Annotated in this window: 15 protein-coding genes; 8 read left to right on the plus strand and 7 right to left on the minus strand. The window is 61.7% G+C overall.

All coding sequences use genetic code 11. The annotated features are described in order from the left end of the window. Nucleotides 1-133 precede the first annotated feature (133 nt). The 5 genes from QZR30_RS21365 to QZR30_RS21385 form a co-directional block, all read right to left on the minus strand. Entirely contained in the window at nucleotides 134-325 is a 192-nt protein-coding gene (locus QZR30_RS21365; RefSeq protein ID WP_046069281.1) for a DUF1289 domain-containing protein, read from the minus strand. 75 nt (nucleotides 326-400) lie between these two features. Then, nucleotides 401-1,315 (minus strand): SMC-Scp complex subunit ScpB, encoded by a 915-nt coding sequence (gene scpB, locus QZR30_RS21370; protein ID WP_046069282.1) that lies wholly within the window; start codon nucleotides 1,313-1,315, stop codon nucleotides 401-403. A 12-nt stretch (nucleotides 1,316-1,327) separates the two neighbouring features. Next, complete coding sequence (locus QZR30_RS21375) at nucleotides 1,328-2,026, minus strand: segregation and condensation protein A (protein WP_172833438.1); 699 nt, start codon at nucleotides 2,024-2,026, stop codon at nucleotides 1,328-1,330. A gap of 120 nt (nucleotides 2,027-2,146) precedes the next feature. Then, complete coding sequence (locus tag QZR30_RS21380; RefSeq protein WP_311904144.1) at nucleotides 2,147-2,776, minus strand: L-threonylcarbamoyladenylate synthase; 630 nt, start codon at nucleotides 2,774-2,776, stop codon at nucleotides 2,147-2,149. A 13-nt stretch (nucleotides 2,777-2,789) separates the two neighbouring features. Beyond that, complete coding sequence (locus QZR30_RS21385) at nucleotides 2,790-3,653, minus strand: PHP domain-containing protein (protein ID WP_046069283.1); 864 nt, start codon at nucleotides 3,651-3,653, stop codon at nucleotides 2,790-2,792. Between the two features lie 87 nt (nucleotides 3,654-3,740). Here QZR30_RS21385 and QZR30_RS21390 point away from each other — a divergent pair, with 87 nt between their 5' ends. From QZR30_RS21390 to QZR30_RS21420, 7 genes are all read left to right on the plus strand, one after another. After that, a complete protein-coding gene (locus QZR30_RS21390; RefSeq protein WP_311904101.1) occupies nucleotides 3,741-4,337 on the plus strand; it encodes a septation protein A in 597 nt (198 codons plus the stop codon). 1 nt (nucleotide 4,338) lies between these two features. After that, nucleotides 4,339-4,638, plus strand: coding sequence for a YciI family protein (locus QZR30_RS21395; RefSeq protein WP_046069284.1), 300 nt, complete (start codon nucleotides 4,339-4,341; stop codon nucleotides 4,636-4,638). Between the two features lie 106 nt (nucleotides 4,639-4,744). After that, complete coding sequence (locus QZR30_RS21400) at nucleotides 4,745-5,152, plus strand: translation initiation factor 2 (protein ID WP_046069285.1); 408 nt, start codon at nucleotides 4,745-4,747, stop codon at nucleotides 5,150-5,152. A 7-nt stretch (nucleotides 5,153-5,159) separates the two neighbouring features. Further along, complete coding sequence (locus QZR30_RS21405) at nucleotides 5,160-5,837, plus strand: response regulator transcription factor (protein WP_046069286.1); 678 nt, start codon at nucleotides 5,160-5,162, stop codon at nucleotides 5,835-5,837. Nucleotides 5,838-5,940: 103 nt separating this feature from the next. After that, nucleotides 5,941-6,402, plus strand: a complete 462-nt coding sequence (locus QZR30_RS21410; protein ID WP_046069287.1) for an LTXXQ domain protein — start codon at nucleotides 5,941-5,943, stop codon at nucleotides 6,400-6,402. A gap of 68 nt (nucleotides 6,403-6,470) precedes the next feature. Then, the gene (locus QZR30_RS21415; RefSeq protein ID WP_046069288.1) at nucleotides 6,471-7,814 is read left to right on the plus strand and encodes a sensor histidine kinase; all 1,344 of its coding nucleotides are present in this window, start codon (nucleotides 6,471-6,473) and stop codon (nucleotides 7,812-7,814) included. Nucleotides 7,815-7,854: 40 nt separating this feature from the next. Beyond that, nucleotides 7,855-9,204, plus strand: a complete 1,350-nt coding sequence (locus QZR30_RS21420; RefSeq protein ID WP_059397467.1) for a CoA transferase — start codon at nucleotides 7,855-7,857, stop codon at nucleotides 9,202-9,204. A 104-nt stretch (nucleotides 9,205-9,308) separates the two neighbouring features. Here QZR30_RS21420 and QZR30_RS21430 read toward each other — a convergent pair whose 3' ends face one another. Together QZR30_RS21430 and arcD (QZR30_RS21435) are read right to left on the minus strand one after the other, a co-directional pair. Then, nucleotides 9,309-10,160: a DNA-3-methyladenine glycosylase family protein gene (locus tag QZR30_RS21430; RefSeq protein WP_274355664.1), complete on the minus strand. Its 852-nt coding sequence runs from the start codon at nucleotides 10,158-10,160 to the stop codon at nucleotides 9,309-9,311. Further along, the gene (gene arcD, locus QZR30_RS21435) at nucleotides 10,157-11,584 is read right to left on the minus strand and encodes an arginine-ornithine antiporter (RefSeq protein WP_046069290.1); all 1,428 of its coding nucleotides are present in this window, start codon (nucleotides 11,582-11,584) and stop codon (nucleotides 10,157-10,159) included. Before arcD (QZR30_RS21435) ends, QZR30_RS21430 begins: the two co-directional genes overlap by 4 nt. Nucleotides 11,585-11,989: 405 nt before the next feature. Between arcD (QZR30_RS21435) and arcD (QZR30_RS21440) the strand changes: the two genes are divergently transcribed. Further along, nucleotides 11,990-13,417: an arginine-ornithine antiporter gene (gene arcD, locus QZR30_RS21440; protein WP_311904105.1), complete on the plus strand. Its 1,428-nt coding sequence runs from the start codon at nucleotides 11,990-11,992 to the stop codon at nucleotides 13,415-13,417. Nucleotides 13,418-13,430: the final 13 nt, after the last annotated feature.

Consider the following 13,430-nt stretch of genomic DNA (forward strand, 5'->3'; position numbering starts at 1 on the left):
CCCGGTGGGTCGATTCAGGCGTGGCCTGAAGGGTATTGAAAGCGGGGCCTTGGGCGAATAGGTCGCCAAGGGGTCGCGAATCATACGCGCATGGCGCGTGTTGCGCATCACAGACTAGTCGATAAAGCCCAAGTCATTTGCTTTTCCGCCGACCGGTGGCGCCAAGGGCCAGCAAGCGTAGCTCGGCTTCGGCGAGAACCGTGCGCTTGTCGACTTTGTCGAGTTTCTTCCAGGCGCGGATTTCACGCTTGCTGCGTCCGCAGCCGACGCAGACGTCGTCGGTGAACTTGCAGATGCTGATGCACGGGTCTTTGGTTGAACTCATTTTTTCTCCCAGACCATCCAGACAATGGAGATCCAATGTGGGAGGGGGCTTGCTCCCTCCCACACTAAATCAGCATCAGTCTTCGAGTTGGCGGCGTTCGTTTTCGATGGCCTCTGCCAGCGCCCGGGCTTCGTCTTCTTCGTCGCTCAGCGGCGGCTGTTCGAGGGCCGCGACGGCGGCCAGCAGTTTTTCCCGGGCTTCGGCGATGCCTAGCGTGTCTTCTTCGACTTCAGGCTCAACTTCAACGTTCACCTGGGTTTCAGGTTCAGCCGCGCCGTCACGCAACAGGTCATCAAAGTCGGTCTTGATCCCCTGTTCCATATCGTCCAGCTCCAACAACAGCGTATGGAAACTGGTCTCGTCCTTTGGCTCCTCCGGCTCGGCACTGGCGTCGGCCAGTTCCTGCAGGCTGGCCGGCACCGGCGCGTCGTCGAAATCGAGCACCGGCTCGGCTTCCATTTCGCGCAGTTCGGCCAGGGGCGGCAGGTCGTCGAGGTTTTTCAGGTTGAAGTGGTCGAGGAACACCTTGGTGGTGGCGAACATCGCCGGTTTACCCGGCACATCACGGTAGCCGACGATGCGGATCCACTCGCGCTCCAGCAGGGTCTTGACGATATGGCTGTTGACCGCCACGCCACGCACGTCTTCGATTTCGCCGCGGGTGATCGGCTGGCGATAGGCGATCAGCGCCATGGTCTCCAACATTGCCCGGGAATAACGCTGGGGGCGCTCTTCCCACAAACGGCCCACCCACGGCGAAAATTGCTCGCGGATCTGCAGGCGGTAACCCGACGCCACTTCGCGCAGTTCAAAGGCACGGCCGTCGCAGGACTTGCGCAGGATCTCCAGGGCTTTCTTGAAGACCGGCGGCTCCGGGCGTTCGGCTTCTTCAAAGAGTTCGAACAGGCGCTCCAGAGATTGCGGTTTGCCCGAGGCCAGGAGAAAGGCCTCCAGCAAGGGTGCCAGTTCGCGGGGTTCAGTCAGATTCATCGATTCAGCTCGTTATTCGGCTCGCGCCCGCACGTGGATAGCCGCAAAAGGCTCATTCTGGACCAGCTCCACCAAGGACTCCTTGACCAGTTCGAGGATCGCCATAAAGGTCACCACCACCCCAAGTCGGCCTTCTTCGGCAGTGAACAGCTCGACAAACGGCACAAACCCACCGCCCTTGAGACGTTCCAGTACATCGCTCATACGCTCGCGAGTGGACAGGGCTTCACGGCTGACCTGATGGCTTTCGAACATATCGCCACGGCGCAACACCTCGGCCATGGACATCAGCAGTTCTTCCAGGCTCACATCCGGCAGCAATTTACGCGCACGCGCTTCGGGCGCATCGAGTTTGGGCACCACCACATCGCGGCCCACACGGCTCAGGTTGTCGATGCCTTCGGCAGCGGCCTTGAAGCGCTCGTATTCCTGCAGGCGGCGGATCAGCTCGGCGCGCGGGTCATCCTCTTCGGCTTCCACCGTTTCCGAGCGCGGCAGCAGCATGCGCGACTTGATCTCGGCGAGCATGGCGGCCATCACCAGGTACTCGGCAGCCAACTCCAGGCGCACCGACTGCATCAGCTCGACATAACCCATGTACTGGCGGGTGATTTCCGCCACCGGGATGTCGAGGATATTGATGTTCTGCTTGCGGATCAGGTACAGCAGCAAGTCCAGCGGGCCTTCGAAGGCTTCGAGGAACACCTCCAGGGCATCCGGCGGGATATACAGGTCCAGGGGCATTTCCATGACCGCCTGGCCATACACCATGGCAAACGGCAGTTCCTGCTGGGCGCCGGCCTGGGGGTCAGCGGTTTCCACGGCCGACACTCAGGCCTCGACCAAGAACGGGGTCGGGTCGCCGCAACCCACGCGCACCACCTCCGGTTCGCCATCGGCGAGGTTGATCACCGTGGAAGCCTTGTTGCCGCCATAACCGCCGTCGATGATCAGGTCGACATGTTTTTCCAGCAGGCGGCGCATTTCGTAAGGGTCATACAGCGGCTCGGTTTCACCCGGCAGAATCAACGACACGCTCATCAGCGGTTCACCCAGCTCGGCCAACAAAGCCAGGGCTATCGGATGCTCCGGCACACGCAGGCCGATGGTGCGTTTCTTCGGGTGCAGCAACAACCGCGGCACTTCGCGGGTGGCGTTGAGAATAAAGGTGTAGGGCCCCGGCGTGTGGGCTTTGAGCAGGCGGAAGGTGCCGGTATCGACCTTGGCAAACAGCCCCAGTTGGGACAAGTCGCTGCAGATCAGCGCAAAGTTGTGCTTGTCATCCAGTTGACGCAGGCGCCTTACGCGTTCGACCGCGCCCTTGTCGCCGATCTGGCAACCAATGGCATAGGACGAATCAGTCGGGTAGATCACCACGCCACCAGCGCGGATGATCTCTACGGCCTGCTTGATCAGGCGCGCTTGCGGGTTTTCCGGATGAATCTGGAAGAATTGACTCACGTGTTCTACCTGTTCAGACGGTGGCAATAATGGGGTCATGCTTGAATCGCCCCCACAACAGCGGCAGATCTTCCGGGACTTGGCGATACTCGCCAATCTCGGACCAGCCGCCTGGGCCATGGAAATCACTGCCGGCACTGACCAGCAGACCAAATTCGCGGGCAAGAATCGCCAGGCTGCCAACCTGTTCGGCAGGTTGATGCCCGTTGACCACTTCGATCGCGTGGCCGCCCGCTCCAATATAGTCGCTGATCAGCTTGCGACGCTTGCTGCGGGTGAAATCGTAATGCCAGGGATGCGCCAGGCTGACCCAGGCCCCGGAGGCCCGCAGGGTCTCGACGGTGTCTTCAAGGGTCGGCCAATGCAGCTTCACATCGCCCAACTTGCCGGCGCCCAGCCATTTGCGAAAGGCCTCGGCGCGATCCTTGACATAGCCTTCACGCACCATCCAGTCGGCAAAGTGCGGACGGGCCGGTGCGTTGCCACTGTCACCCAGCTCCTGCTGGATGGCGCGGGCACCGTCCAGGGCACCGGGCATGCCTTTAAGGCTGAGCTTGCGGCTTATTTCTTCGGACCGCAGCCAGCGGCCATCGTGCAATTGGGCGATGGCGGCCACCAGGGGTGGGGCGTTCTGGTCGAAGCCGTAGCCGAGCACATGGATGGTGGCACCGCCCCAGGTGCACGACAACTCCACGCCGTTGACCAACTGCATGCCCAGGGAATGGGCGGCGTCACGGGCTTCATCGAGGCCCTCGAGGGTGTCATGGTCGGTCAACGACAGGACTCGCACGCCTTTTTCAAACGCCCGCGCAACCAGTACCGCGGGCGCCAGGGCGCCGTCGGAGGCCGTGCTGTGGCAGTGCAAATCAACATTCACGTGGGTATGTAACCTCAAGTCAGCTGGCGCTATCGCAACCAAGGATGTTTGTTATTATGCCGCCACATCCAGCTTCTGGCTCTTACTGTGAAACAATTCATCGACTTCATCCCGCTGTTGCTGTTTTTCATCGTTACCAAACTCGACCCCAGGGTCATCGAAATCGCCGGTCGCGAGCTGTCGTTCGGCGGCATCTACAGCGCCACCGCGGTACTGATCATCAGCTCCATCGTGGTCTACGGCGCCATCTTCATCTCCCAGCGCAAGCTGGAAAAAAGCCAATGGCTCACGCTCATCGCCTGCCTGGTCTTCGGCGGCCTGACCCTGGCGTTCCACAGCGAAACCTTCCTTAAATGGAAAGCCCCGGTGGTCAACTGGCTGTTCGCGCTGGTGTTTATCGGCAGTCACTTTATCGGTGACCGCCTGCTGATCAAGCGCATCATGGGCCATGCGCTGACTTTGCCGGAACCGGTATGGGTGCGCCTGAACGTGGCTTGGATCGTGTTTTTCCTGTTCTGCGGTGCCGCCAACCTGTTCGTGGCATTCACCTTCCAGGACTACTGGGTCGACTTCAAAGTGTTCGGCAGCCTGGGCATGACCGTATTGTTCCTGATCGGCCAGGGTATCTACCTGTCGCGTCACCTGCATGACACCGCCCCTACCACGCCGAAAACCGAGGACTGACATGCTCTACGCCATCATCGCCACTGACGTTGCCAACTCGCTGGAAAAACGCCTGAGCGTGCGCCCGGCCCATGTCGAGCGCCTCAAACAACTGCAGGCCGAAGGCCGGATCGTACTGGCTGGGCCACATCCTGCGGTAGACAGCAATGACCCGGGCGAAGCCGGTTTCACCGGTAGCTTGATCGTCGCCGAGTTCGCCTCCCTGGCCGACGCCCAGGCCTGGGCCAAGGCAGATCCTTATGTCGCGGCCGGCGTGTACGCCGAAGTCGTGATCAAGCCGTTCAAGCAAGTCCTGCCTTGAGCCCGGCGGCGCCGAAGCAAATCGGTTCGGCGCACTGCCAATGGCTCATTATTCCCGGTGACCTGCCGACAACGTTCTGAATATTCGTGTGGAATCAGGAGTTCCGATGCGCTTACGTCAGTTGTGTCTGTTGGCAGTGTTAACGATCGGGGCTACGGCCCACGCTGAAGAGCCCTCGTACAGCGGCGGTTCCGCGCCCTTGTCCTTGAGTGCCGACGCCCAGGTCACCGAGTTGCAGCAACGTTTGAAAGAAAGCGAACGCCAGCGTGAAGCACTGGGCAAGCAACTGCAAAGCGCAGACGCTGCCCGCGAAAGCGTCCAACTGAGTCGTTTGCGCCAAGAGAACCAACGCCTGGCCCAGCAACTCAAAGAGATACAGGGCGGCGCCTTGACCCGCTGGCTGACCGAACAGCAGCAGTGGTTCGTCATCGGCGCGGCCGTCGCGCTGATCGCCCTATTGTGTGGGATCTTCGCCAGCGGTGGGCACCGTCGCCGTCGACAATGGCTAAATTGAGTGAGTCATGAGCGAGCTGTTACTGATAGATGATGACCAAGAGCTTTGTGAGCTGCTGACCAGTTGGTTGAGCCAGGAAGGCTTCCAGGTGCGCGCCTGCCACGACGGTTTGAGCGCCCGCAGAGCCTTGGCCGAAGCCGCCCCGGCGGCGGTGGTGCTCGATGTGATGCTACCCGACGGCAGCGGCCTGGAGCTGCTCAAGCAATTGCGCAACGACCACCCGGAGTTGCCGGTGCTGATGCTCTCGGCCCGGGGCGAACCCTTGGACCGCATCCTCGGCCTGGAGCTGGGAGCCGACGACTACCTGGCCAAGCCCTGCGATCCCCGCGAATTGACGGCGCGCCTGCGCGCGGTATTGCGCCGCAGCCACCCGGCCGCGGTGTCGACCCAACTGGAACTGGGCGACCTGTGCTTCAGCCCGGTGCGCGGCGTGGTCAGTATCGATGAGCAGGAATTCACCCTCACTGTTTCCGAAAGTCGCCTGCTCGAAGCCCTGTTGCGCCAACCCGGCGAGCCTTTGGACAAACAGGAACTGGCGCAGATCGCCCTGGGCCGCAAGCTGACCCTCTACGATCGCAGCCTGGACATGCACGTCAGCAACCTGCGCAAGAAAATCGGCCCGCACCCGGATGGTCGGCCACGGATCGTCGCGTTGCGCAGTCGCGGGTACTACTACAGCCTCTAGAGGCAGCCTTACCAAATCTTTACCCTCTCCTGACGGCGGCTGACCTTGATCTCCCTAATCTACTCACATCCGGACTCACCGGAATAGAGACAGGAGAATCACCATGCGCAAGACCCTTATCGCTTTAATGCTCGCCGCTGCCCTGCCTACCGTTGCCATGGCCATGCCAGAAGGCCCAGGCCCAATGGGCGAACCCTCCGGCCACATGATGGGTGGCCCGGGCCACGGCGGTGAACATGGTCCGCGTGGCAAAGGTGGACCGTTCAGCCAACTGGACCTGAGCAAGGAACAACGCGAACAGATCCGCAAGCTCATGGGTGACCAATGGCACGCTCGCAAAGACCTGGTCAAGAAGTACCTGGACAAACTGCCGGCCGCCGACCAGAAAGCCATGCAGGATGAAATCGCCGCCGGCAAGCAGAAAACCCAGGCCGATATCCGTGCCGTGCTCAAGCCCGACCAACAGAAGAAGTACGACGAGATCGTCAAGAAGCAAGCCGAGCGTCGCGCCGAGTGGAAGGAATTCCAGGCCTGGAAAGCCCAGCAGGCGCAAAAAGCGCAATAATGCGCGAGGCGTAATGCCTACAGCCCAGTGGTTCACGCCGCTGGGCTTTTCCTGTTTGAGGGTTTCCTGTGCGTTCATTGTTCTGGCGTATCCTGGCAAGTTTCTGGCTGGCCATCGCCCTGGTTGCCGGCTTGTCGATCCTGCTCGGGCATATGCTCAACCAGGACGCCTGGATTCTCAGCCGCCATCCCGGCCTCAACAACCTGGCGCAGGAATGGACCCAACTCTACGAAGCCCAGGGCGAGGACGCTGCCCAGGACTTGCTGCAACAACGCAAACGCCAGTACCACATCGACGTGCAAGTGCTCAACGAAAGCGGCGAGCCAGTGGTGCGCGGCACTTTCCCGCGCCGCGCCGCGGCCTTCGAGGCCCGGCAGAATGACAGCCAGGACGGCCACCTGCCCTGGCGGCGCCTGACGGCCGAGTACACCAGCGACAAAACCGGCGACACCTACCTGTTGATCTACCGCATTCCTCACCCGGAGCTGGATGCCTGGCACCGCAGCAGCCTGTTGTGGCCGTTCAGCGCCCTGGCGATTGCCCTGGTGGTGCTGACCCTGTTCAGCCTGCTGGTGACGCTGTCCATCACCCGCCCACTCAGCCGCCTGCGCGGCGCAGTGCATGATCTGGGGCAAGCCACCTATCAGCAAAACAGCCTGGCGCAATTGGCCAACCGCCGTGATGAATTCGGCGTGCTGGCCACCGATTTCAACCGCATGGGTGCGCGCCTGCAAAGCCTGATCGGCAGCCAGCGCCAGTTGCTGCGTGACGTGTCCCACGAACTGCGCTCGCCGCTGGCGCGCTTGCGGATCGCCCTGGCCCTGGCCGAACGTGCGAGCCCCGAGGAGCGGGAGAAACTCTGGCCGCGCCTGACCCGCGAATGCGACCGCCTGGAAGCCTTGATCAGCGAGATCCTGGTACTGGCTCGGGTCGATGCCGACAACGCCAGCGCCGAAGACATCGACCTCAACCCGCTGCTCAGGACTCTGCAAAAGGACGCCCAACTCGGCGCGCCGGAGCAGGTGGTACAGCTCACCGCTGACGCCGACCTACACCTCAAGGGCTGGCCGACCATGATCGAACGCGCTGTGGATAACCTGCTGCGCAATGCCCAGCGCTTCAACCCGCCCGATCAGCCAATCGAGATGCACGCGCATCTTCACGGCGAGCATATTGTGATCAGCGTGCGCGACCATGGCCCCGGCGTTGACCCCGAACACCTGAGTCAACTGGGCGAGCCGTTCTACCGCGCCCCAGGCCAGGCTGCACAAGGCCACGGCCTGGGCCTGGCAATTGCGCGGCGCGCGGCGGAGCGTCATGGCGGCAGCCTGTTCCTGGCCAATCATGCCCAGGGCGGTTTTATCGCCAGTATCGACCTGCCATTGGAACCTGGGGTTGTCACACCGGTGTGAGGATCTTCTATAGTGGCCCTTCTCTTACGGAGGGCCTTTGATGACTGACCTGCTGACTCCCATCCAAGCCGCACTCGATTTACCACACGCAGCAATAGCCATGACCGAAACCGGGGCCCTGCCCTCGGCCTTCGCCGTCACCGACCTGGCCGCTGCCAGCATCGGCGCCGCCGGCCAGGCCGTCGCCCAGTTGCTCCAGCAGCAGACCGGGCGTTTGCCCAATGTCAGCGTGGACCGGCGCCTGGCCTCCTTGTGGTTCTCCTCCTCGATTCGCCCCGTGGGTTGGCAAGTGCCGCCGCTGTGGGACCCAGTGGCCGGCGACTATGCCTGCGCCGATGGCTGGATTCGCTTGCACACCAACGCGCCCCATCACCGTGCCGCGGCCGAGCGGGTGCTGGGGCCTGTGGCCGACCGCGCCGAGATGGCGGCCAAAGTCGCGGCATGGAACGCCGCCGAACTGGAACAGGCCATTGTCGACGTCGGCGGTTGCGCCGCGCAGATGCGTGGGTGGCAAGCCTGGCAACAGCATCCGCAAGGCTTGGCGGTGAACAGTGAAGAGCTGATACAGCGCCAGGTTTTCGAAAGCGGCACCGACAAACCCTGGCTCGGTTCGCCTGCGCGCCCGCTGGCCGGTATCAAGGTGCTGGACTTGACCCGCGTATTGGCCGGCCCGGTGGCCAGTCGTTTTCTCGCCGGGTTGGGTGCGGATGTGTTGCGCATCGATGCGCCGACCTGGAACGAGCCCGGCGTGGTGCCGGAAATGACCCTGGGCAAGCGCTGCGCTCGCCTTGACTTGAAAAGCCCCGAAGGCCGGCAGGTATTCGAAGCCTTGCTCAAAGATGCTGACGTGCTGTTCCACGGTTACCGCGCCGATGCACTGGAGCAACTGGGTTACACCATCGGCGAACGGCAAGACCTCGCCCCCGGGCTGATCGACGTCAGCCTCAACGCTTACGGCTGGAGCGGCCCGTGGCGTAACCGTCGCGGCTTCGACAGCCTGGTGCAGATGAGCAGTGGGATCGCCGAGGCGGGCATGGCCTGGAAGCAGGCGGAAACACCCGTGCCGCTGCCAGTGCAGGCGCTGGATCACGCCACCGGCTACCTGATGGCTGCCAGTGCGATCCGGGCCTTGGGCGAACGCCTGGCATCCGGCCGCGGTGGCTCGGCGCGCTTGTCATTGGCGCGTACGGCGAAATTGCTGGTGGAGGCAGGGCAAGTGCCGGAACAAGCGGCGTTGCGTGCCGAAGAGCCAGGCGATCAGGGTTTGGTGGTGGAGCAGACGGCGTGGGGGCAGGCCCATCGGTTGCTGGCGCCGCTGAGCATCAGTGGCACGCCGTTGCAGTGGGATTTGCCAGCGGGAGAATTGGGCGCGCACCGGCCTCAATGGTGATTAATACACTGTAGGAGCGAGCTTGCTCGCGAAGGTCGCCAACGATAACGCGGGAAACCTGACACCCAGCGGCAATCTAAGGTTTTTCGCGAGCAAGCTCGCTCCTACAGGGTTGTCCACAGATGCTGCGCCGCATACGCCCTCAACGGCCGCCACGCCTCGGCCCGGGCCAGCAACTGTCGCGCCGACACCGGCCTCCCCTCCAGCGCCGACAGCGCATTGATCAGGCCGATATCCCCTGATGCAAACGCATCCGCTTCGCGCAACTGGCGCATGGCGATGTACTGCGCGGTCCAGTCGCCAATCCCCGGCAACGCCACCAACCGTGCAACGCCGTCCTTGAGGCTGGCCTTGGGTTGGAACACCTGGGGGTCATCCAACACTGCCTGGGCCACGACAGACAAGGTACGGCCTCGCGCCTTGGGCATGCCCAGGGTTGCGAGGTCCGCCGCCGCCAGCACTTGGGGTGTCGGAAACACATGGGTGATACCGGCGTATGGGGTGTGCAGCGGCTGGCCATACTGCGCCACCAGCTTGCCCGCAAGGCGAATGGCCGCCACCACAGTAATCTGCTGGCCCAGCACCGCACGAATCGCCAGCTCCAGCCCGTCCCAGGCCCCGGGCACGCGCAGGCCAGGACGGTCCGCAACCAGTTGCGCCATCAACGGGTCGCCAGCCAACTGGGCATTGATCACCTCGGGCCGGGCATCCAGATCGAACATCGCCCGCAGGCGTCGCTCGATCTCGGGCAAGGCCGCCGCGTCAGGAAACGCGACGCCCACCTCCAGCCAATCGCCGGCGCCCGGCGCCACGCTTAGCCAACCCTGTTGCCCGTTCACGCTGATGCTGCGACGGTACGCGCCAGCCTCAACGATTTCTAATCCATTGATGGCTCGAGCTGACAAAAACGCCAACATTGCCGCCCAATCGTAGGGCGGCTGATACGCCAATCTCACAACGACAATACCCCGCTATACAACCCGTATGCCGCCAACCCGGCGCCCGCGATCACGCAGCTGAAAATGCCTTTTTCCACGTGGGTAAACAAGGGTTGGCCTTGCTCGCGCTTGGCCTGGGCGAACAGGATCACACCCGGGGCATACAGCAGCGCCGACAGCAGCAAATACTTCAAGCCTCCGGCGTACAACAGCCATACCGCATAGCCGAGGGCAATCAGCCCCACTGCCAAGTCTTTCAGGCGCTGGCGCTGGGCGCCGGCATAGGTCTCGCCGCGCCCGCTCAACAACACCGCATAGGCCGCCGACCACAGGTAGGGCACCAGGATCATCGACGACGCCAGGTAGATCAGGGTGGTGTAGGTGCTGGCCGAAAACAGCGTGATCACCAGGAACGCCTGGATCATCACATTGGTCAGCCACAACGCGTTAACCGGCACCTGATTGGCATTTTCCTTTTTCAGGAACGCCGGCATGGTCTTGTCCTGGGCAGTGGCATAGAGGATTTCCGCGCAGAGCAGCGCCCATGAAAGCAACGCCCCGAGCAGCGAAACCGCCAGGCCGATGCTGATCAATACCGCGCCCCAGGGCCCGACGATGTGTTCCAGCACGCCCGCCAGGGATGGGTTCTGCAACTGCGCTAATTGCGGCTGGCTCATGATGCCCAGGGACAGCACATTCACCAGCACCAACAGCGCCAGCACGCCCAGGAAACCAATCACCGTGGCGCGACCTACATCCGAGCGTTTCTCGGCCCGCGCCGAGTACACGCTGGCGCCTTCGATGCCGATAAACACAAACACCGTGACCAGCATCATGTGGCGCACCTGCTCGACCACGCTGCCCATCTGCGGGTTACCCAGGCCCCAGATGTCGCGGGTGAAGATATCCGCCTTGAATGCCACCGCGGCGATCACGATAAACATCAACAACGGCACAATCTTCGCCACCGTGGTGACCTGGTTGATAAACGCCGCCTCCTTGATCCCGCGCATCACAAGGAAATGCACCGCCCACAGCAACAGCGACGCACAGCCGATGGCCAGCGGGGTATTGCCCTGGCCGAACGCCGGGAAAAAGTAACCCAGGGTGCTGAACAGCAACACGAAATAACCGACGTTGCCCATCCACGCGCTGATCCAGTAACCCCAGGCGGATGAGAACCCCATGTAATCGCCAAAACCGGCCTTGGCGTAGGCGTACACCCCGGAATCCAGTTCCGGTTTGCGGTTGGCCAGGGTCTGGAACACAAAGGCCAGGGTCAACATGCCGACCGCCGTGATTGCCCAGCCAATCAGCACGGCGCCCACTTCTGCACGGGCCGCCATGTTTTGCGGGAGCGAGAAGATCCCGCCGCCAATCATCGAACCCACGACCAGGGCGATCAGGGCACTGAGCCTAAGTTTCTGGGCTGGTTGGGACATGCAGGTTCCTCGCAATAAAAGTTTGAGCCGACCACTGCGAACTCAACTAATTCAATTTAATCACGCTAGCGCTTCATAACATAAGTGCATGTAAACGCGAGAAGTTTAGGCTTATTTAGAATTTAAATAAGTCAATTATGAAGCGTTCGTCAGACGCCGTACAAAAAGTTTGCACATCCGCAAATACGAACTAGCGTCAACCACCATGTCCCGGACGAAATGATTAACCACATCGGAGGAGCCCGCTCTAGCAAGCGCCCCCCGCGGACTGCGTCGCCCAGCAACTTCTGCTCCCTAAGTCGTTAATTCACAATGGAATGTGCCAATGAAGTGATCTGAGTCAGCTGTTTGTTTAGCGCACGGAATTATTCTGTGATCTCTCTTCTCCTGCATTGGAGTCACGCAATGTCTGATTCTCCCGGAAAACTTAGGCTTGGTGCGCTGGTTGCACTTGTCGTGGGCTCAATGATTGGCGGCGGGATCTTCTCACTGCCGCAAAACATGGCCGCCAGTGCCGACGTAGGGGCAGTATTGATTGGCTGGGTAATTACCGCCATCGGCATGCTGACCCTCGCATTCGTCTTCCAGACCCTCGCCAACCGCAAGCCTGACCTGGACGGCGGCGTGTACGCCTACGCCAAGGCCGGTTTCGGCGACTACATGGGGTTCTCGTCCGCCTGGGGTTACTGGATCAGTGCCTGGCTGGGCAACGTCGGGTACTTCGTACTCTTGTTCAGCACCCTCGGCTACTTCTTCCCGATCTTTGGCGAAGGCAATACTCCGGCGGCGGTGATCGGTGCGTCGGTGCTGCTGTGGGCCGTGCATTTCCTGGTGCTGCGCGGGATCAAGGAAGCGGCGTTCATCAACCTGGTGACCACCGTTGCCAAGGTCGTGCCGCTGCTGCTGTTCGTGCTCATCGCCCTGTTCGCGTTCAAGCTGAATATCTTCACCGCTGACATCTGGGGCGTGAAAAACCCCGACCTGGGCAGTGTGATGAACCAGGTGCGCAACATGATGCTGGTCACCGTGTGGGTCTTCATCGGCATCGAAGGCGCGAGCATCTTCTCCTCCCGTGCCGAGAAACGCAGCGACGTGGGCAAGGCCACCGTGATCGGCTTTATCACCGTACTGCTGTTCCTGATGCTGGTGAACGTGCTGTCTTTGGGGATCATGACCCAACCGGAACTGGCCAAGTTGCAGAACCCGTCGATGGCTGCCGTGCTTGAGCATGTGGTGGGCCACTGGGGTGCGGTGCTGATCAGCGTCGGCTTGATCATCTCGCTGTTGGGCGCGTTGCTGTCGTGGGTGCTGCTGTGTGCGGAGATCATGTTCGCCGCCGCCAAGGACCACACCATGCCGGAGTTCCTGCGTAAGGAAAACGCCAACCACGTGCCGGTCAATGCCCTGTGGCTGACCAACGCGATGGTGCAGATCTTCCTGGTGATCACGCTGTTTTCGGCCAGCACCTACCTGTCGCTGATCTACCTCGCCACCTCGATGATCCTGGTGCCTTACCTGTGGTCGGCGGCCTACGCCCTGCTGCTGGCGGTGCGTGGCGAAACCTACGAAAACGCCCTCAAGGAGCGCAAGAAAGACCTGTTCATCGGCGCCGTCGCGCTGATCTACGCGATCTGGCTGCTCTATGCCGGCGGCACCAAGTACCTGCTGCTCTCCGCCCTGCTCTATGCCCCCGGCGCGATCCTGTTCGCCAAGGCCAAGCGTGAACTGGGCAAACCGATTTTCACCAACGTCGAGAAGCTGATTTTCGCCGCAGTGGTCATTGGCGCCCTGGTGGCGGCCTATGGGCTCTACGACGGCTTCCTGACTCTGTAATTGTATGTTCACT

It is taken from the genome of Pseudomonas sp. rhizo25 (assembly GCF_031931935.1).
GTDB classification, from domain to species: domain Bacteria; phylum Pseudomonadota; class Gammaproteobacteria; order Pseudomonadales; family Pseudomonadaceae; genus Aquipseudomonas; species Aquipseudomonas synxantha.